We start from the raw sequence: 19,293 nt of genomic DNA on the forward strand, positions 1-19,293 counted from the left end.
CCGGAGCGGGGGCTCTCTCACCGTGCGCGGGGCGCTCCGGTCACTCGGCCTGCTGCTGCGCCGCCACGGACTTGCGGACCTCGTCCATGTCCAGCTTCCGCGCCTGGCCGATGACGTCCTCCAGCGCGGCCTCCGGCAGCGCGCCCGGCTGCGCGAAGATCGCCACCTTCTCCCGGACGATCATCAGCGTCGGGATCGACCGGATCTCGAAGGCGGCGGCCAGCTCCTGCTGCGCCTCGGTGTCGACCTTGGCGAAGACCAGGTCCTGGTGGCGCTCGGAGGCCGCCTCGTAGACCGGGCCGAACTGACGGCAGGGTCCGCACCAGGAAGCCCAGAAGTCGATCAGGACGAAGTCGTTCCCGCTCACGACCTCGTCGAAGTTGTCCTTGGTGAGCTCGATGGTGCTCATGCCGCCGCCTTTCCGGTCTCCGGTGGTGTCCTCACGGTCCCCTGGGGACTCGCCCCGCACAACGGCCCGGCGAGCCGAGCTATTCCGGCCCCCACCCACCAGACTGGTCCCCATGACGCGAACGGTGGAGAACGAGCACGAGCACGAGTACGACGTGGTGGTCCTGGGTGCGGGGCCGGTCGGCGAGAACGTCGTCGACCGGGTGCGGGCGGCCGGGCTGACCGCCGCGATCGTGGAGTCCGAACTCCTCGGCGGCGAGTGCTCCTACTGGGCGTGCATGCCCAGCAAGGCCCTGCTCCGTCCGGTGCTGGCCCGCTCGGACGCGCGCAAGGTCCCCGGCCTGCGCGAGGCGGTCTACGGCCCCCTGGACGCCCTGGACGTCTTCGCGCACCGGGACGAGACCGTGGGGCACTGGAAGGACGACGGGCAGGTCGACTGGCTGGACTCGATCGGCGTACGCGTCTACCGCGGGCACGGGCGCCTGGCGGGCCCCCGGCGGGTCGTCGTCGACGGCCCCGAGGGCGAGCACCACGTCCTGGCCGCGCGGCACGCGGTGGCCGTCTGCACCGGCAGCCGCGCCGTCCTGCCCCCGCTGCCCGGACTCTCCGGCGCGCGCCCCTGGACCAGCCGCGAGGCGACCAGCGCCGACCGGGTGCCGGGCCGTCTGGTCGTGGTCGGCGGCGGCGTCGTCGGCGTCGAGATGGCCACCGCGTGGCACGCCCTCGGCTCCCACGTCACGATGCTCGTGCGCGGCGACGGGCTGCTGCCCAGGATGGAGCCCTTCGTCGGCGAGCGGGTCGCCGAGGCCCTGCGGGCGCGCGGCGCCGACGTCCTCACCGGCGTGTCGGTGGAGGCGGTGGTACGGGACGGGGGCGGCGGCCCCGTCACCGTGGTCCTGGAGGGCGGCGACACCGTCGAGGGCGACGAGGTCCTCTTCGCCACCGGCCGCGCCCCGCGCACCGAGTCCATCGGCCTGGAGACCGTCGGCCTGGAACCCGGCTCCTGGCTCGACGTCGACGACAGCCTCCGCGTCACCGGCACCGACTGGCTCTACGCGGTCGGTGACGTCAACCACCGGGCGCTCCTCACCCACCAGGGGAAGTACCAGGCCCGGATCGCGGGCGCCGCGATCGCCGCCCGCGCGGCCGGCACCGCCCCCGCCGGCGACGCGCCCTGGGGGCCGCTCGCGGCCACCGCCGACCACGGGGCCGTCCCCCAGGTGGTCTTCTGCGACCCGGAGGCCGCCGCCGTCGGCCTGAGCCTGGCCGAGGCCGAACGCGCCGGACACCGGGTCCGCGCGGTCGACGTCGAGATGAGCTCGGTGGCCGGGGCGGGCCTCTACGCCAGCGGTTACCGCGGCCGGGCCCGGCTCGTCGTGGACCTCGACCGCGGGGTCCTTCTCGGCGCCACCTTCGTCGGCCCCGCCGTCGGCGAACTCCTCCACGCCGCCACCGTCGCCGTCACCGCGGAGGTGCCCGTCTCCCGCCTGTGGCACGCGGTCCCCTCGTACCCGACGCTGAGCGAGGTCTGGCTCCGGCTCCTGGAGGCGTACCGGGACGGCGCCGACCCGGCGTGAACCCCGGGGAGCGCGCCCCGCGCACGACACGCCCGCGCCACGCCCCCGCGCGTACGGCGCCCCCGCGCCCCGCGCCCCGTCCCGCGCCGGACGGGCGGTCCGGTGAGCGGAGCGGACGGTACGTCACTTCACCGCTCCCGTAAGGCCGTTCGGGCCAGCGGGCCCGCGGGGCCGCCGGTCGGCTGAGCGGGGTCAGGCGCGGGGGACGAGCAGGGCCGCCGCGGCCCGGGCGGTGTCCAGGGCGGGGCGGCCGCCGGGCGGGGAGTCCGGCCCGCCGAGGACGACGCGGGTGCTCAGGCCGTCCAGGAGGGCGAGGAGTTCGGAGGCGCGGGCCGTCGCGTCGAGCGGGGCGAAGCGCCCCCGGGCCGCGCCGGCGGCGAGCAGGGACTCCAGGTCGCGCTGCCAGTCGGCGTCCAGTTCCCGCTGGGCCTCGCGGAGTTCGGGGTTGCCGGCGGTCCTGGCCCAGAGTTCGATCCAGAGCGTCCAGCGCGGATCGCGCGGGCCGCGCGGCAGGTAGAGCCGCAGGAAGTCGTCGAGCTTCCGCTCGGCGGTGGTCCGGCGGGCGAGCAGCTCCCGGCGTTCCCCTGCCAGCGCCGCCTCGCTCCAGCGCAGCGCGGCGAGCAGCAGCCGGTCCTTGGAGCCGAAGTAGTACAGGATGTGGCCGCCGCTGGTGCCGAGCCGTTCGGCCAGCGCGGACATGGTGAGGGAGGCGAGGCCGTCCTCGGCGATCGCCGCCATGGCCTCCTCCAGCATCCGCTCCTGGGTGACGTGTCCGTCGCGCCGCCGTGCCGCCCCTGCCACCGTCGCCGTGCCCCGTTCCCTCGCGGCGGCGCCGCCCCTGCGCGGCGCCGCGTACGGGAACGACCTTAACCGGATCCCGGGCGGGGTCTTGACGTGGCCGGAACCCGTCACCCATCTTGAATGCCATTCAAGGAGTTAGAACGCCATTCAAGAGGAGCGTGATGTGCTCGACCACAAGCCGGCGGCACCGCTGACCGCCACCCGGGACGAGGTCTTCCAGGTCGAGGAGCACGGCATCGACCCCATCCCCGACGCCGAGCGCCACGGCAGCGCCAAGGACGTCTTCTGGGTGTGGTTCGGCTCGAACCTCACCTTCACCTACGTCATCAACGGCGCCCTCGCCGTCGCCTTCGGCCTCTCCTTCTGGCAGGCCACCGCCGTCGTCGTGCTCGGCGGCCTCTCCTTCCTCGCGATCGGCGCCGCCGGCCTCGGCGGCGTCCGCACCGGCACCGCCACCCTGGTGCTCTCCCGCGCCGCCTTCGGCCACCGCGGCAACCGCCCCGCCGGCGCGCTCAACTGGGTCGTCAGCATCGGCTACACGGTCGTCAACACCGTCGTCGGCACCCTCGCCCTGGAGGCCTTCCTCGCCGCCCTCGGCTGGTCCGGCGGAGCCGGGCCCCGGGCCCTCGCCCTCGCCGTCACCCTCGCCCTGACCTTCGCGATCTCCTTCTGGGGCCACGCCACCGTCCAGTTCGCCGAGCGCTGGATGGCCTACGTCCTCGCCGTCGGCTTCGGCGTCCTCGTCGTCCTCCTGGTGCCGGGCGCCGACACCTCCGCCCCCGCCACCGGACCGGGCGCCGCCGGCTGGAGCCTGGCCTTCGTGGTGATGCTCGCGGGCCCGTTCTCGTACCTCCCGATGCCCGCCGACTACACCCGCTACCTGCCCCGGACCACGAGCCTGCGGGCCGTCACCGTCAGCGGCGCCCTCGGCGGCTTCCTCTCCTCGGTCGCCCTCGGCGTCGCGGGCGTCGCCGCCGCCACGCGGACGGACATGACCGACGCGGTCGCCGGCGCCGAGAGCCTGCTGCCCGGCTGGTTCCGGCCGGTCTTCCTCGCCCTCGTCCTCGGCGGCTCCGTCACCAACTCCGTCATCACCCTCTACTCCTCCGGCCTCAACCTCCAGGTCCTCGGCATCCCCTGGAACCGCGCCCGCGCCCTCGCCGTCAGCGCCGCCGTCACCGCCGCGGGCTCCCTCGGCGCCCTGTTCCTCACCGACTTCACCACCTCCCTCCTCTCCTTCCTCTCCCTCCTGATCATCGTCTTCGCCCCCTGGGGCGGCGTCTTCCTCGCCGACATGGTGCTGCGCCGCTGTCGCTACGACTCCGACGCCCTCCACCGCACCGGCCCCGGCGGCGCCTACTGGTACCGCTCCGGCTGGCACCCCGCCGGCGCCGCCGCGCTCCTCGCCGGCGGCCTCTTCTCCGCCCTCACCTGCGACTCCGCCCTCTGGACCGGCCCCCTCGTCGCCCCGCTCGGCGGCGCCGACCTCACCCTGCTCGGCGCACCCGTCGCCGCGCTCGTGTACGTCCTCCTGGCCCGCCGCACCGCCACCCCGCACCCGGCCGCCTGACCGGGCCCCGCCCCGACCGCGACCGCCGCCCTCCCTCCCGTACGACAAGGAACGCACCCCGCATGAACCGCACCGCCCCCGCCCCCGCCGACCTGCTCCTCACCGGTGCCCGCATCCACACCGTCGACCCCGCGCTGCCGGAGGCGGAGGCGATGGCCGTACGGGACGGGCGGATCGTCTGGCTCGGCGCCGACGCGGACGCCGCCGCCTGGACCGGACCCGGCACCCGCCGCCTCGACGCCGCCGGACGGCTCGTCCTGCCCGGCTTCGTCGACGCCCACAACCACGTCCGGCTCGGCTCCGACGACGCCTGCGTCCAGCTCGCCGGCGCCCGCACCCTCGACGAGATCCACGCGCGCGTGCGGAGCTGGCACGCCGCCCACCCCGACGCCGCCTGGATCGAGGCCGAGGCATTCGACTACTCCGCGATCCCCGGCGGACGCATGCCCACCGCCGCCGACCTCGACCCCGCCACCGGCGACACCCCCGCCCTCGTCCTCAGCTACGACGTCCACACCGCCTGGCTCAACACCGCCGCCCTGCGCGCCCTCGGCGTCGACCGCGACCACACCGACCTGCCCTTCGGCCGTGCCGTCACCGACCCCGCCACCGGCGAACCCACCGGATTCGTCAAGGACTTCGCGGTCAAGGGCCTGTCCCGCGACGGCCACCGCGCCCTGCGCGCCCTCGGCGTCCCGTGGGCCTCGCCCGACCGCCAGTACGGGCGCCTCGCCCGGAGCCTCGACGACGCCGTCCGCTTCGGCATCACCACCGTCGTCGAACCCCAGAACTCCCTCGACGACCTCGCCCTCTTCACCCGCGCACGCGAAGAGGGCCGGCTCCGCTCCCGGATCGTCGCCGCCCTCTTCCACCCGCGCGGCACCACCGACGCCGACCTCGACGCCTTCGAGGCGGCCGCCGGGGAGCACGCCGACGACCGCTTCCGCGTCGGCCCGCTGAAGCTGTACATCGACGACGTCGTCGAACCCCGCACCGCCGCCCTCCTGGAGCCGTACGCCGGCTGCGCCCACCACCGGGGCGACACCTTCTACCCGCCCGAGGAGTTCGCCGAGCTGCTCGCCCGCCTCGACGCCCGCGGCTTCCAGTGCTTCGTGCACGCCACCGGCGACCGCGGCATCCGGACCGTCCTCGACGCCGTCGCCCACGCCCGCGCCGTCAACGGCCCCCGCGACGCGCGCCACCAGATCGTCCACGTCGAATGCCTCGACCCCGCCGACACCCCGCGCTTCGCCGAACTCGGCGTCGTCGCCTGCATGCAGCCCCGGCACGCCGCCCCGGACATCGCGGGCCCCGGCCAGGACTGGGCCGAGAACATCGGCCCCGACCGTTGGCACAAGGCCTGGCCGCTGCGCGACCTCAGCGAGGCGGGCGCCGTGCTCGCCCTCTCCAGCGACTGGAACGTCGCCGAGATGGACCCCATGGTCGGCATCCACGCCGCCGTCACCCGCCGCCCGCTCGCCGGCGGCGAGCCGTGGACGGCGGACCAGACCCTCACCGTCGCCGAGGCCGTCGAGGGCTACACGCGGGGCTCCGCCTACGCGAACTTCCTGGAGCACGAGCGGGGTTCGCTCACCGTCGGCAAGCTCGCCGACTTCGTGGTCCTCTCGCGGGACATCCTGCGGATCGCCCCCGAGGAGATCCCCGGCACGGTCGCGGAGACGGTCGTCGTGGGCGGCGAGGTGGTCGTCGGAGGGGGAGCGGCCGCCGACGGCGGCGGCGCCGTCGCGGAGGCCGCCGTGGTCTGAGTCCCTCCGTACGGCCCGGTTCCTCAGTGCCCGTCCTCCCCGGACGTCACCTCCATCCGGCGGACGAACGAGCGGCCCGCGTCCCGGGACTCGTACACCCCGTCCCCCGTCGCCACGAACAGCCGGCGCGCGTCGACGGCGGTCAGCGCCTGCGGGCCGCCGCCGGGCACGGTGCCCACCTCGGTCCAGGCGCTGCCGCCGTCGCCTGAGCGGAAGAGGACCCCGTCCGGCGAGACGCCGTAGAGCGCGTCGGCCGCGCCCCAGGAGACGTACGCCAGGACCCGCCCCGCTCCGGGCGAGAAGGTCCTGCCGCCGTCGGTACTGCGGGCGACGCCGCTCCCGGTGGTGGCGAGCACGGTGTCCGGGGCGGCCGGTGAGACGGCGATGTCGAGGGCCCGCAGCCGGGCCCGGTCCTCCCAGACGGTGCGGTCGCGGGTGACCCGAAGCCGTCCGTGGGTGCTGTCGTAGCCGTAGACGGGCCCGCCGGGTGCCGTGTCCAGGGCGTGGAAGTCGACCTCGCCGCCGAGCGACTCCTCCGTCCAGCTGCGGCCGGCGTCGGCCGAGGCGACGAGCCCGAGGTCCGGGGGGCCGCCGCTGCCCGGCGCGGGGTGGCCGCTGGCCAGGAAGGTCCCGTCGGGGGCGACGGTGAAGCCCATGAAGTCGTCCCGCCGGTCGCCGACGAGGACGGGGGCGCCGGCGGGGCCGGTGGGGCTGGGGGAGTAGATCCCCTCGTGGGTGGCGACGTACAGGGCACCCTGGTGGAGACCGAGCCCGTGGATGTGGGTGAGGGCGGAGGGGGAGCGGGATGTGGAGGGGGAGAGGGAGGGGGAGGCGGATCCGATGTCCGATCCTCCGGATCCAGGACCCGACCCCTTGGATCCGGGATCCGACCCCTTGGATCCAGAATCCGAGCTCCTGGATCCAAGATCGGAGCTCTTGGATCCAGGGTCTGAGCAGGCGGTGAGGGTGAGGGCGAGGGTGAGGGCGGTCGCGGCGCAGACGGCCGCGGCCCGGGGAAACCGGTACTTGATCATCGTTCTTTCGTTCGCCGGGAGGGGCGGAGAGGGGCAGGGAGAGGAGCCGGTGGCCGACCGGAGGAGGGCGGCCGGGGCCCGCCCGGAAAACAGGGCGGGCCCCAGCCCGGTCCGCACGCGCACGCGCACACGCACACGGACGCGGACGCGGATCAGAGCCGGTCGAGGATCTTCCTCAGCTCGGCGATCTCCGCGGCCTGGGTCCGGACGACCTCGCCCGCCAGCGCCTTCGCCTCGGCGTTCTCGCCGTCCTTCTGCTCCGTCCTCGCCATCTCGACCGCTCCCTCGTGATGGGCGATCATCAGCTCGGCGAAGGTGCGGTCGAAGTCCTTGCCCTTCGCCACGGAGAGGTCCTTCATGTCCTGTTCGGACATCATCCCGGCCATCGAGTGGCCCATGCCCGCGGACTCGGGCTTGCCCCAGCCCTTGAGCCACGCCTTCATCTTCTGGATCTCGGGGTCCTGCGCCTGCTCGACGGCTGCGACGATCTTCTTCACGTCGGCGTCCTCGGCGCGCCCGTCGGCGAGCTTCGCCATCTCCAGGGCCTGCTGGTGGTGGGGGATCATCATCTGCGCGAACATCACGTCCGCGTCGTTGAAGGCCCCCGCGGCCGACGGGGCGCCGGAGCCGGAGCCGGTGGCCAGGCCGGTGGCCGACGGGGTCGTACCGCCGTGGTCCATCCCGCTGGGGGAGCCTTCGTTGCCGCAGGCGGCGAGGAGCAGGGCGGCCGCGGTGGCGGCGCCGGCCAGGGCGAGGGTGCGGGGGGTGCGCTTCCGGAAAGTACGCATGGTGATTCCTCGGGTGCTGTACGTACGGGTGTGGGCTGGTACCGGAGGTGCGCGGGCGGCGTGGAGCGGCCCGCGGCGGGCGGTACGGCCTAGATCCGCAGGACGGACAGCCGGGCGAGGTCGGGAGGGCGGCGGGGCGGGGCGTGCGGCCCGAGCGCGGGCGTGAGCCGCGCGAGGAGGAGGACGAGCCAGTCGGGGCGGCGGCCGAGCGCGGCGCGGACGAGGCCGGCGAGCAGCCAGCCGGCGAGGACGGCCACGCAGAGCGTGGTCATGTCCATCCCCGAGCCGGGCGCGTGCCCCTCGTCCTGCGGATCGGCCCCGTGGGCGCCGCCGGACCGCGCGGAATGCGCCGCCACGACGCCACTCTCCGCGACGCCACTCTCCACGACGCCACTCTCCACGACGCCACTCTCCACGGCGCCGTTCGTCACGGCGCCGGGGGCCTCCGAGGGCGGCCCGCCGGGGTGGCCCACGGAGTGCATCATGAACACCCCGAGCGCGAGCACGACGACGAGCAGGAGGTGCGCGAGGGTACCTCCCGCTCGCTCGCCGGGGCGCGGCCGGGGTGTGGGCATGATCAGGACCTCCTGGGCCCGACCATACCGCGTGGGGGTATCAGTTCCGCGTCAGGACGGCAGTTCGCCGCTCATCGCCGCGGCCATCCGCAGGTGCGGGGCGGCCTCGTCCTGGCGGCCCTGGCGCTCCAGCGTGCGGCCCAGCATCAGCCGGGCGTAGTGCTCCACCGGGTCGCGCTCCAGGATCGCGCGGAGCTCGGTCTCGGCGTTCTTCAGCTGGGCGGAGTGGTAGTAGGCGCGGGCGAGCAGCAGCCGCTGGGCCGTCTGGTCCGGGTGCTCGGCGACGAGGCCGCGCAGGACGCGGACGGCGGTCTGGTACTCCTTCGCGTCGAAGAACAGCTGCGCGCGGCTCCAGCGGTCGGCGGCCGTTCCGAACTCGTAGTACGTGTCGCTCACTTGCTCTCCCTGTTCCGGGGTGCCGGATCTGCCACCCTGTGGGGTGGTCCGACCCCGTCAACACCGAAGAGTAGTTGAACATTCCACCACTGGGTCTCCTCGCGGAAACCCAGCGGCTCCCACGGAACCCCAGGTCTCCACGGAACCCCAGGTCTCCACGGAGTCCACGGATCCACGGATTCCGTGGACTCCCCTTCCCCCCACTGGAGAGGTGTCGATCCCGATGAGCAATCTCGACCGCCAGGCCGAGCTCGCCGTGTGCGGTGGCCGCGGCTTCGTCGTCGCCGAGCCCGTACGCGAACTCCTCAGCCCCCGGCACGTCCGGCTCGGCGAGTCGACCGAGGTGCGGCGGCTGCTGCCGAACCTCGGCCGGCGGATGGTCGGCGCCTGGGCCTTCGTCGACCACTACGGCCCCGACGACATCGCCGACGAGCCCGGCATGCAGGTCCCGCCCCACCCCCACATGGGACTGCAGACCGTCAGCTGGCTCCACGAGGGCGAGGTCCTGCACCGCGACTCGACCGGCAGCCTCCAGACGATCCGCCCCCGCGAACTGGGCCTGATGACCTCGGGCCGGGCCATCTCCCACTCCGAGGAGAGCCCCCGTCCGCACGCCCGGCTGCTGCACGGTGCCCAGCTCTGGGTCGCCCTGCCCGACGCCCACCGGCACGTCGAGCCGCACTTCCAGCACCACGCCGACCTGCCCCGCGTCACCGCGCCCGGCCTCACCGCCACGGTGATCCTGGGCTCCCTCGACGGCGCGGCCTCGCCGGGCACGACGTACAGCCCGATCGTCGGCGCCGACCTCGCCCTGGCCGCCGGCGCCGAGACCGAGCTCCCGCTCGACCCGGACTTCGAGTACGCGGTCCTCGCCATGTCCGGCGAGGCCCACGTCGACGGCGTCCCCGTCCTGCCCGGCTCCATGCTCTACCTCGGCTGCGGCCGCACCGCCCTCCCGCTCCGCGCCTCCTCCGACGCGGGCCTGATGCTCCTCGGCGGCGAACCCTTCGAGGAGGAGATCGTCATGTGGTGGAACTTCATCGGCCGATCCGGCGAGGAGATCGCGCAGGCGCGCGACGACTGGGAGAAGGGCTCGCGGTTCGGCGAGGTGCACGGCTACGACGGTGCCCCCCTGACCGCCCCGGAACTGCCCGCCACCCCGCTGAAGCCGCGCGGACGCGTGCGCTGACCCGGGGAGACCTGCGCCCGGACGGGGCGCGCCTCCGCAGGCGGCCGCCGCACGGGCCCTCGATCCGCGTCCTGCCCTGTGTTCGGCTTCGGAAGCCCGCTGGGGGTTCTCGCGCCGGGGGCGGTGACCGCCTTCAGCGCCGACCTGGGTGTGGTGGCGCTGTTCGCCTACCTGTTCTGCTACCTGGTGGTCACGCCGAGGGCCTTCTCGGCCGCACCCCCGGAACGGATCCGGCTGTGGGCCCGGCGGGAGGCGCGGGGCACCGTGCTGCGGCGCTACCTCCTGGGGACCGCGCCGGGACCCGGGGTGTCGGTCCTCATCGCGTCGGCGGCGCTCGTGGTGTCGGCGGTCTGGCGTCCCGGGCACCTGGGCTCCGCCCTTCCGGCGACCGCGCGGGTGCTGATGGCGCTCGGTCTCGTCGTCGTCGCCTGGATCTGCGTCCTGGTCGCCTTCGCGGTCGCGTTCCACGCCGACAACCTCGTGGAGGACGAGGCGGCGCTGGACTTCCCGGGCGACGAGACGGCGGCCTGGGCCGACTACGTGTACTTCGCCCTGTCGGTCATGACGACGTTCGGCACGACGGACGTCACGGTGATGTCGCGGGAGATGCGCCGGACGGTGGCGGCCAACGCGACCATCGCGTTCGTCTTCAACACGGTGATCGTGGCCGGCATGGTCGCGGCGCTGGACGGCGGGCAGGGCGCCTGACGGGCGCCGTCGGTCCTCCAGCGGCGGGGGCGGCGGCCGGGTCGTCCGCGCCGTGCGGGTCGAGCCGGCCGCCGCCCCGCCCGCTCAGGGGGTGAGCACGAGACGGATCGGGTCTCCGGTCTTCCGCTCCAGTCGGGCGACGGCGTCCGCGGCTTCCGCCAGCGGGATGCGGGCGCTGACGGAGGGGCCGAGGTCGATCCGTCCGGCGGCCGCCAGTCCGACGAGCTGTTCCACGTGCTCCGGCTCGGAGCCGTAGTGCCCGCGGATCTGCCGGACGTTGAAGCAGAAGTCGATGCTGTCGGCGACGGTGACCGGCTCCGGGGTGAGGCCGGCGAGCACCAGGACGCCGTTCGGGCCGAGGACGGCGGCGGCCTGGGCGCGGGCCGCTCCGACGCCGGCGAAGTCGAAGGCCACGTCGATCCCCCGGCCCGCCGTGGCCTCGCCCACCGCCTCGGCGAAGTCTCCGGCCAGGGGGTCGAGCGCGTGGTCGGCACCGAACAGGAGGGCGCGCTCGCGGGCGGAGGGCAGCGGGTCGACGGCGATGACGGGGGCGGCACCCACCAGACGGGCGAGCCGGACGCCGTGGGCGCCGAGGCCCCCGGCTCCCCAGATGCCGACGGCCTGCGCGGGGCGGACCGCGCCGGTGTCCACGATCGCGGCGTACGGGGTGGAGACGGCGTCGGGGATGATCGCGGCCTGGTCGAACGGCAGGTGGTCCGGGATGGGGAGCAGGGTGTCCTCCCGGGCGAGGGCGTACTGCGCCCAGCCCCCGTCGTAGTCCACTCCTCGGGTCAGGGGCTGCCGGCAGGGCATGTGGCGCAGGCAGTCGCCGCAGTCGCCGCACGCCTGCCCGGCCTGGAGCACGACCCGCCGGCCGGGGGTCCAGTCGCCCTTCACGTGGGGGCCGACGGTGTGGACGACGCCCGCCACCTCGTGGCCGGGGGTGATGACGCCGGAGTCCTTGACGGCGTCGACGGGGTGGAAGGGGCTCAGGCTGCCGTCGATCAGATGGATGTCGGACAGGCAGACGCCGGCCGCCCGCACCTCCACGAGGACCTCGCCCGGCCCGGGAACCGGGATCGGAACCTCTTCGACGGCGAAGGTGCGGGTGTCCAGGCGCAGCCGTCCGGCCAGCATGGTGTTCATGCGGAAACCTCGATGTGTTCGGTGGGAAGAAGCGCGCGGAGAGCTCAGGCGCTCGACATGGTCGACTGACCATGTCGCTTAACCGTGTCTATCGACGAGGTCGCCTGTCAAGCCGCTTCCGCCGGACGTTCGCAAAAGGTCCAGAGTTCCGCCAGATGACTGTGTCGTTCAATACAGTCATGCGACATGTTCACTCGACAAAGTCATCTGTATGTTGGCTGGTGACTGCTGGAGTGCAACGAAAGGCACGCTCATGACTCAGGTGTCCGTAGGCGCGGCCCGGGCGATCCCCGAGCGCCCCCCGCTGCCCCTCGTGGGCCACGCGTTCAACGTTCCCGCGGGCGCGGACTTCCTGGCCTACCTGCTGAAGGAGTTCAGGGAGTTCGGGCCCGTGTACCGGCTGCGGCTCTTCGGGAGGGACACCGTCATGGTCGGCGGTCTGGACCTCGTGACCGAACTGTCGGACGAGACCCGCTTCCGCAAGCACGTCCACACCGACCTCGTCGAGGTCCGGGCGCTGGCGGGAGACGGCCTGTTCACCGCCTACAACCACGAACCGAACTGGCGCAAGGCCCACGACATCCTGATGCCCGCGTTCTCGCTCGGCTCGATGCGCGGCTACCACGCCCCCATGCTCCGGGTCGCCCGGTCGCTGATCGGCAAGTGGGACCGGCTGGCCGGCGTGCAGTCGGTGGACGTGCCCGACGAGATGACCCGGCTGACCTTCGACACCATCGGCCTGTGCGGCTTCGGCTACGACTTCCAGTCCTTCCGCCGCGACGACCTGCACCCGTTCGTCGAGGCGATGTCCCGGGCCCTCGTCTTCGCCCAGGAGAAGGGCGAGTCCATCCCGGGCTCAGAGATCTTCAAGAGGAAGAAGGTCGAGCAGTTCCGCGCGGACATCGACCTGATGACGGACCTCGTCGACGACGTGATCAGGGAGCGCCGCGCCTCCGGCGACACCAGCACGGACGACCTGATGGGACTGATGCTGCACACCAAGGACCCCGTCACCGGCGAGCCGCTGGACGACGTCAACATCCGGCACCAGGTGATCACCTTCCTCATCGCCGGCCACGAGACCACCAGCAGCGCGCTCTCCTTCGCCCTGTACTACCTGACCAAGCACCCCGAGGTGCTCGCCCGGGCCCAGGCCGAGGTGGACGCCCTGTGGGGCGACACCGAATCCCCCGACCCCCAGTACGGCGACATCGGCAAGCTCGCCTACATCCGCCAGGTGCTCAACGAGAGCCTGCGGCTGTGGCCGACGGCGCCCGCGTACGCCGTCGAGCCGATCGAGGACACCGTCATCGGCGGCAAGTACCCCGTGCGCGAGGGCGAGTCGCTGATGGTGATCGCCTCGGCCCTGCACCGCGACGCGGCCTGGGGGGAGAACGTCGAACTGTTCGATCCCGAGCGCTTCACCCCCGAGCGGGAGGCGGCCCGTTCGGTCCACGCCTTCAAACCGTTCGGCAGCGGCGAACGGGCCTGCATCGGGCGCCAGTTCGCGCTGCACGAGGCCACCCTGCTGCTCGGCCTGCTGGTCCACCGCTACCGTCTGATCGACCACACCGACTACCAGATGAAGATCAAGTCGACGCTGACGATCAAGCCCGACGGATTCAGCCTGAGGCTCGCCCGCCGCACCGGCGACGAACGGCGCCTGCCCGTCGCGGCGAAGGCGGACCCCGTCGCGGGCCGGACCACGGCCGTGACCCGCCGGGCGAGCGGCACCGCACTGACGCTGCTGCACGGCTCCAACCTCGGCACCTGCGCCGGCATCGCCCGCGACCTCGGCACGGACGGCGAGGAGCACGGCTTCACCCCGTCCGTCGCCTCCCTCGACCAGTACACGGAGAGGCTGGCCGACTCCCAGGGGCCCGTCGTCATCGTCGCCGCCTCCTACAACGGCCGCCCCACCGACGACGCCGCCGGGTTCGTCGCCTGGCTGGAGAACCTCGCTCCCGGCTCGCTCACGGGGCTGCGGTACGCCGTCCTCGGTGTCGGCGACCGCAACTGGGCCGCCACCTACCAGCGGATCCCCACCCTGATCGACGAGCGCCTGGCCGCCGCCGGCGCCGTCCCGCTCCTGGAGCGCGGCAGCGCCGACGCCTCCGGTGACTTCGGCGGATCGGTCGACCAGTGGACGGAAGACCTGTGGAAGGCGCTCCTGGACGAATACGGCGAGGCCGTCGCCGGTGAAGCGGCCGCCCCCGCACCGGAGACGGAAGGCGAGGGGCTGTACGAGCTGGAGGACACCTCGGAGTCGGTCCTCGGCGGTCTCGCCGAGCGCCACGGCGTCCAGCCGATGGAGGTCCTCGAAGCGTACGAACTCGTCGACACCGACCACGAACTGGGCCGCTCCAAGCGGTTCCTGCGCCTCCGGCTGCCCGAGGGCGTCAGCTACCGCACCGCCGACCACCTGGCCGTCCTCCCGAGCAACCCCGAGGACCTCGTCCAGCGCGTCGCCGACCGCTTCGGCCTCGACCTGGACCGCACCGTCCGGCTGCGCGCCCGCCGCCGCAGCCGGGGCGCCCTGCCCGTCGACCGGCCGCTGACCCTGCGCCGCCTGCTCGCCGACTTCGTCGAGCTCCAGGACGCGGCCACCCAGGAGCAGGTCGCCGTGCTCGCCGAGCACACCGCCTGCCCGCCCGAGAAGCAGCCGCTCACCGCCTTCGCCACCGCCGGTCCCGAGACCTTCCGGGAGCAGGTGACGGCCGCAGGGCTCAGCGTCCTGGACCTCCTGGAGCGCTACCGCGCGTGCGAGCTGCCCTTCGAGCGCTTCCTGGAGCTGCTGCCGGTGCTGCGTCCCCGGCACTACTCGGTCTCGTCGTCCGCCGCGGCCCGGCCCGGCGAGGTCGACCTGATGGTGTCGCTGCTCGCCGCGCCCCACCGGTCGGGGGAGGGCACGTTCAGGGGCATCGCCTCGCACTTCCTGCAGACGGTGAACGCGGGCGGCGTGATCCAGGCCCGGGTCCTGCCGTGCGGCGAGTCCTTCCGCCTCCCCGAGGACCCCTCCGTGCCGGTGATCCTGGTCAGCGCGGGCACCGGCCTCGCACCCTTCCGCGGCGCCGTCCTCGACCGTCACCACACCGGCTCGACCGGCACCCTGCTCTGCTACTTCGGCTGCGACCACCCCGACGTGGACTACCTGCACCGGGAGGAGTTCGAGGCGGCCGAGGCCGCCGGCGCCGTCAGCATGCGCCCCACCTTCATGCACGCGCCCGAGAACGGCGCCCGCTTCGTCCAGGAGCGCATCGCCCGCGAGAGCGAGGAGGTGTGGTCGGTCCTGGAGTCCGGCGGACGCGTGTACATCTGCGGCGACGGCCGCCGGATGGCCCCCGCCGTGCGGGAGGCGTTCATGGCGGTCTACCGCGAGCGGACCGGCGAGAGCGACGAGCGGGCCGTGGCGTGGCTCGCCGCGCTCGTCGGGTCCGGACGCTACGTCGAGGACGTCTGGGCCGGCTGACTCCCCCGTGGAAACGGTGGTGGGCGCACCTTCCCGGGTGCGCCCACCACCGTTTCCGCGTCACGTCAGGCCATCGGTACGTCCGGGAGGTCGAGGTTCCCCTCGGCCAGCGCCACGGTCGCGGCCACGAGCGCCCTGAGGCCCGTGCGCTCGGTGGCCTCGTCCGGCAGGCACTGGAGGACCTGCATGGTGAGTCCGTCGAAGCCGGAGAGGAAGAACCGGGCCACCGTCTCCGGGGACTCGGCCAGTTCCTGCCCCGTCCGCTCGGCCGTCTCCGTGATCACCTGCGCGGTCACCCCTATGACCCGCCGGTAGTGGCTCTGCCGGGCCTCGTCGAGACCGGGCACGCGCAGGGCGAACAGGGTCAGCTCGCCGAGCAGCTGGTGGTGCGACGTCGGCTCGCGCACGGTGCCCCACAGGGCACCCGCCAGGGCGCTGAAGGTCTCCTCGAAGCCCGCGTCCTCCGGCGCCGCCCGCCGCACCTGCGCGACCAGCTCGTCGGTGATCTGGTCCATGACGGCTCGGTACAGGTCCTCCTTCGTGCCGAAGGTGTAGTGGACGGTGGCCTGCGCGACACCGAGCTCCGCGGCGATGGCGCGGGTGCTCCCCGCGGCGACGCCCTCCCGGGTCATGAGGTCGATGGCCGCCTTGATCAACTGGGGGCGGCGCTCCGCCGCGGAAACATGAGCCATGTGTCCACTATATCGACTTAGTCGACCGATCAAGTCGGCTCGGACCAGGCGTCACGTCACCTCGGCGGCCGCCGCGCTGTCCGCGGGGAGGGTCTGTTCCGCCCAGATGACCTTCCCCTCGCGACCGTGCCGCGTCCCCCAGCGTGCGGTGCACTGGGCCACCAGGAGCAGGCCGCGGCCGCCTTCGTCGTAGATCCGGGCGCGGCGCAGGTGCGGGGCGGTGCTGCTGGCGTCCGAGACTTCGCAGGTGAGCGTCGACTGGAGGATCAGTCGCAGCTGGACGGGGCTCTTGCCGTAGCGGATCGCGTTCGTCACCAGTTCGCTGACGACCAGCTCCGTGGTGAAGGAAAGGTCTTCCAGTCCCCAGGCCGCCAGGACGTCGGAGGCGAAGCGGCGGGCCCCGGACACGGCCGCCGGATCGGACGGGAGGTCCATCGTGGCCACGTGGTCCGGGTCGAGGGCACGGGTCCGGGCGACGAGCAGGGCGACGTCGTCGGCGGGGCGGCCGGGCGGCAGCGTGGCCAGCAGCCGGTCGCAGATCTCCTCCAGCGAGTCCGGCGCCGAGGTGAGGACGCCGTGCAGGGCGGCGAGTCCGAGGTCCACGTCACGCGTGCGGCCGGCGATCAGCCCATCGGTGTGCAGGACCAGCAGGCTGTCCTCCGGCAGCTCGAACTCGCTCGTCTCGAAGGGGAGTCCGCCCAGGCCGAGGGGCGGCCCGATGGGCACCTCGGGCAGCCCGGCCACCCTGGCGGCCTCGCCGGGGGCCGGGGAGGTCACGACGGTCGGGGGGATGTGGCCGGCGCTGGCGAGGGAGCACCGGCGGGACACGGGGTCGTAGACCGCGTACAGGCAGGTGGCGCTGGTCTCGCCCTGGTCCGGCGACTCCTCGCGCTGCATCCGGATGACCACGTCGTCCAGACGGGTGAGGAGCTCATCGGGCATGAGGTCGATGTCGGCGAAGGCGCGGACGGCCGTGCGGAGCCGGCCCATGGTGGCGGCGGCGTGCAGGCCGTGACCGACCACGTCGCCGACGACGAGCGCGACGCGGGCCCCGGACAAGGGAATGACGTCGTACCAGTCACCGCCCACACCGGCGCGGGACCCGGCGGGCAGGTAGCGCGAAGCCGTTTCGACGCCCGGCTGTGCCACCGTGTCGCGCGGCAGCAGGGCCCGCTGGAGGGTGAGCGCGGTGGAACGCTCCTGGGTGTACCGGCGGGCGTTGTCGATGGACACCGCGGCCCGGGAGGCGATCTCCTGGGCCAGCAGAACGTCTTCGTCGTCGAAGGGCACCGAGGTGCGATGGCGTACGAACTGCACCAGGCCCAGGGCGTCTCCGCGCGCGTGCAGGGGGACGAGGAGCACGGAGTGGAGGCCGAGGCCGCGCAGCACTCGGCCGTGGGACTCGGACGGCGCCATCCACGGCGGCGCCCCGGCCCCCGTGACGTGCCTCAGGACGGACCGCCCGGTGGTCAGCGCCCGCACCGGCTCCGAGCCGTCGGGGTAGGCGTGGGTCTCACCGACGCGGAGCGGGGACTCCGGACAGCCGTCGAGGACGGAGCGCTGGGCGACGCGGCGCTGCGTCAGGGGCTCCGGCGAGGCCGTGCCCGTCTCGTCGAGGGCGGAGTCGAAGAGGTCGACGGTGACGAGGTCGGCGAAGTCCTCGGTGCAGACCTCCGTCAGCTCCTCCGCGGTGCGGGTGATGTCGAGGGTGGTCCCGATGAGCCTGCTCGCCCTGTCGGTGAGGGCGAACCGACGCTGCAGGAGACGGTCGCGTTCCTCCTGGTAGGCGGCGACGACCTCTTCCGAGGAGTGGTCCACGTAGTCGAAACCGAGCGCCACCAGCCTCATGGAGACCAGGTGGATCAGGTGCCAGTCGCCGGTGAGACGGGCGGCCTCGGCCTGCATCCGTTCGAGCAGGCCGAGATGGCCGAGCCGGTAGGCGCGCAGGAGCCGGGTCACCGGGAGCCCCCGCCGGGCGTACAGGCGCCCCAGGTCCAAGGCGGTCGGGGGAGCCCCCGGCGCGCTCGCGCCGGGGCGGGCCTCCAGGAGATCCAGGAGGGCGGTGACGTGCTGGTCCGTCTCCTCCAGGGTCAGGGCCTCGACGTCCGCGTTCTCCCACAGCTCGGGGAACTCGCCGTTCAGGCGCTGGAGCAGCAGTCCGGCCAGCCTCTTCACCTGTGGTCTGAGGTGGCGGGCCAGCCGGCCGAGGAACGCATCGACCTCGGTTCCCATAGGGCGAATGTACGGGAAAGCCATGACGTGCGCTCCTCGGACGGCTGCGGCGGCCTCTGGCCCGGGCCCGGGTCTCAGAGGCCGAGGTGGTCGCCCAGATCGGCGTAGTCGACCTGCCACAGGCCGGGAGAGCCCGTGGGGTACTGGGAGCGGAAGCCGAGCATGCGCTGGACGCGCGGCGAGAGCGTCCTGGCGAGCTCCCTGTCGACCAGGAAGGGGTACGCCTCCTCACCGGTGAGGAAGCCGGCGTTGAACGTGAAGGCGAGGCCGCGCCGGTACTCGTCGCCGGTCCGGTTCGCGCCGCCGCCGTGCGCGGTCTTGCCGCTGATGAGAAGGACGTCCCCGGCGTCCATGACCGCGGGAATCGTCTGCTCGGGAGTCCCGCGGTCCTCGAAGTCGCTCCAGTGGTTGCTGGCGGGGATGACGCGGGTGGCGCCGTTCTCCTCCGTGAAGTCGGTCAGGGCGACCAGGAAGTTGATGGTGACCTCCGGGCCGGCGGGCCCCAGGCCGATGAACGGGAACCAGTTCTCCAGGTCGCGGTGGAGCAGCTGCGCCTTGTTGCCGGGGCCGATCTCGATCACCTGCGCGGTGGTCATCCAGTACGTGCCCGACTCCTGGAGGAAGACCCGGTCGCTGATCTCGTGGACCAGGGGGTGGTCGATGACCTCGCTGCGGAAGGTGGCGCTGTGCGTCACCAGGTTCGTGAGGCGCTTGGTGTTGCTGCCGTGGAACGCGGCCACGATCTCGTCCTCGTGGGTCGACCCCGGGGCGAGCGCCCGCAGCGGCTGCTCGATCTCGGCGTTGAAGCGGGCGATCTGCTCCTGCGTCAGGAAGCCCTTGATGATGACGCCGCCGTCACGGGTCACGATCTTGAGGATCTCCTCCGCCGGCGCGTCGTTGGCCACGGAGGTCAGGGCCTGGGCCTTCTTCTGGGTCGTCATG

The 19,293-nt window shown here is 73.5% G+C and carries 16 protein-coding genes; 6 read left to right on the forward strand and 10 right to left on the reverse strand.

Going from position 1 to position 19,293, the window contains the following annotated elements; translation table 11 throughout:
- Positions 1–40: 40 nt before the first annotated feature.
- Entirely contained in the window at positions 41–409 is a 369-nt protein-coding gene (gene trxA, locus ACF1ED_RS03465; RefSeq protein WP_043229704.1) for a thioredoxin, read from the reverse strand.
- A gap of 112 nt (positions 410–521) precedes the next feature.
- Between trxA and ACF1ED_RS03470 the strand changes: the two genes are divergently transcribed.
- Positions 522–1,985: a dihydrolipoyl dehydrogenase family protein gene (locus ACF1ED_RS03470; protein WP_391756696.1), complete on the forward strand. Its 1,464-nt coding sequence runs from the start codon at positions 522–524 to the stop codon at positions 1,983–1,985.
- A gap of 192 nt (positions 1,986–2,177) precedes the next feature.
- Here the strand turns inward: ACF1ED_RS03470 and ACF1ED_RS03475 are convergent, their stop codons facing one another.
- On the reverse strand, positions 2,178–2,786 hold the full coding sequence (locus ACF1ED_RS03475; RefSeq protein WP_391756697.1) for a TetR/AcrR family transcriptional regulator: 609 nt from the start codon (positions 2,784–2,786) through the stop codon (positions 2,178–2,180).
- A 163-nt stretch (positions 2,787–2,949) separates the two neighbouring features.
- Here ACF1ED_RS03475 and ACF1ED_RS03480 point away from each other — a divergent pair, with 163 nt between their 5' ends.
- Positions 2,950–4,356: a purine-cytosine permease family protein gene (locus ACF1ED_RS03480; protein WP_391756698.1), complete on the forward strand. Its 1,407-nt coding sequence runs from the start codon at positions 2,950–2,952 to the stop codon at positions 4,354–4,356.
- A 62-nt stretch (positions 4,357–4,418) separates the two neighbouring features.
- Positions 4,419–6,122 (forward strand): amidohydrolase, encoded by a 1,704-nt coding sequence (locus tag ACF1ED_RS03485; RefSeq protein WP_391756699.1) that lies wholly within the window; start codon positions 4,419–4,421, stop codon positions 6,120–6,122.
- 23 nt (positions 6,123–6,145) lie between these two features.
- On the opposite strand, the gene ACF1ED_RS03490 is transcribed toward ACF1ED_RS03485, so the two are convergent.
- The 4 genes from ACF1ED_RS03490 to ACF1ED_RS03505 form a co-directional block, all read right to left on the reverse strand.
- Positions 6,146–7,156 (reverse strand): F510_1955 family glycosylhydrolase, encoded by a 1,011-nt coding sequence (locus ACF1ED_RS03490; RefSeq protein ID WP_391756700.1) that lies wholly within the window; start codon positions 7,154–7,156, stop codon positions 6,146–6,148.
- A gap of 152 nt (positions 7,157–7,308) precedes the next feature.
- Positions 7,309–7,944 carry a DUF305 domain-containing protein gene (locus tag ACF1ED_RS03495; RefSeq protein ID WP_391756701.1) on the reverse strand — a complete coding sequence of 212 codons (636 nt, stop codon included), beginning with the start codon at positions 7,942–7,944 and terminating at the stop codon, positions 7,309–7,311.
- Between the two features lie 89 nt (positions 7,945–8,033).
- Positions 8,034–8,519 (reverse strand): DUF6153 family protein, encoded by a 486-nt coding sequence (locus tag ACF1ED_RS03500; protein ID WP_391756702.1) that lies wholly within the window; start codon positions 8,517–8,519, stop codon positions 8,034–8,036.
- Between the two features lie 51 nt (positions 8,520–8,570).
- A complete protein-coding gene (locus tag ACF1ED_RS03505; RefSeq protein WP_043227684.1) occupies positions 8,571–8,915 on the reverse strand; it encodes a tetratricopeptide repeat protein in 345 nt (114 codons plus the stop codon).
- 223 nt (positions 8,916–9,138) lie between these two features.
- On the opposite strand from ACF1ED_RS03505, the gene ACF1ED_RS03510 reads away from it, so the two are divergent.
- Together ACF1ED_RS03510 and ACF1ED_RS03515 are read left to right on the forward strand one after the other, a co-directional pair.
- Positions 9,139–10,104 (forward strand): pirin family protein, encoded by a 966-nt coding sequence (locus tag ACF1ED_RS03510; protein WP_391756703.1) that lies wholly within the window; start codon positions 9,139–9,141, stop codon positions 10,102–10,104.
- Between the two features lie 99 nt (positions 10,105–10,203).
- Positions 10,204–10,812: a DUF1345 domain-containing protein gene (locus tag ACF1ED_RS03515; RefSeq protein WP_391756815.1), complete on the forward strand. Its 609-nt coding sequence runs from the start codon at positions 10,204–10,206 to the stop codon at positions 10,810–10,812.
- A gap of 84 nt (positions 10,813–10,896) precedes the next feature.
- Here ACF1ED_RS03515 and ACF1ED_RS03520 read toward each other — a convergent pair whose 3' ends face one another.
- The gene (locus ACF1ED_RS03520) at positions 10,897–11,958 is read right to left on the reverse strand and encodes a zinc-binding dehydrogenase (RefSeq protein WP_391756704.1); all 1,062 of its coding nucleotides are present in this window, start codon (positions 11,956–11,958) and stop codon (positions 10,897–10,899) included.
- Between the two features lie 253 nt (positions 11,959–12,211).
- Here ACF1ED_RS03520 and ACF1ED_RS03525 point away from each other — a divergent pair, with 253 nt between their 5' ends.
- Positions 12,212–15,427, forward strand: coding sequence for a bifunctional cytochrome P450/NADPH--P450 reductase (locus ACF1ED_RS03525; RefSeq protein ID WP_391756705.1), 3,216 nt, complete (start codon positions 12,212–12,214; stop codon positions 15,425–15,427).
- 65 nt (positions 15,428–15,492) lie between these two features.
- On the opposite strand, the gene ACF1ED_RS03530 is transcribed toward ACF1ED_RS03525, so the two are convergent.
- From ACF1ED_RS03530 to ACF1ED_RS03540, 3 genes are read right to left on the reverse strand one after another with little or no spacing between them, the layout of a single operon-like run.
- The gene (locus ACF1ED_RS03530; RefSeq protein ID WP_391756706.1) at positions 15,493–16,119 is read right to left on the reverse strand and encodes a TetR/AcrR family transcriptional regulator; all 627 of its coding nucleotides are present in this window, start codon (positions 16,117–16,119) and stop codon (positions 15,493–15,495) included.
- Between the two features lie 51 nt (positions 16,120–16,170).
- Positions 16,171–18,375 carry a SpoIIE family protein phosphatase gene (locus ACF1ED_RS03535; protein WP_391756707.1) on the reverse strand — a complete coding sequence of 735 codons (2,205 nt, stop codon included), beginning with the start codon at positions 18,373–18,375 and terminating at the stop codon, positions 16,171–16,173.
- A gap of 50 nt (positions 18,376–18,425) precedes the next feature.
- Positions 18,426–19,292 (reverse strand): phytanoyl-CoA dioxygenase family protein, encoded by an 867-nt coding sequence (locus ACF1ED_RS03540; RefSeq protein ID WP_391756708.1) that lies wholly within the window; start codon positions 19,290–19,292, stop codon positions 18,426–18,428.
- Position 19,293: the final 1 nt, after the last annotated feature.

Source organism: Streptomyces sp. NPDC014656 (assembly GCF_043084305.1).
Taxonomy (GTDB): domain Bacteria; phylum Actinomycetota; class Actinomycetes; order Streptomycetales; family Streptomycetaceae; genus Streptomyces.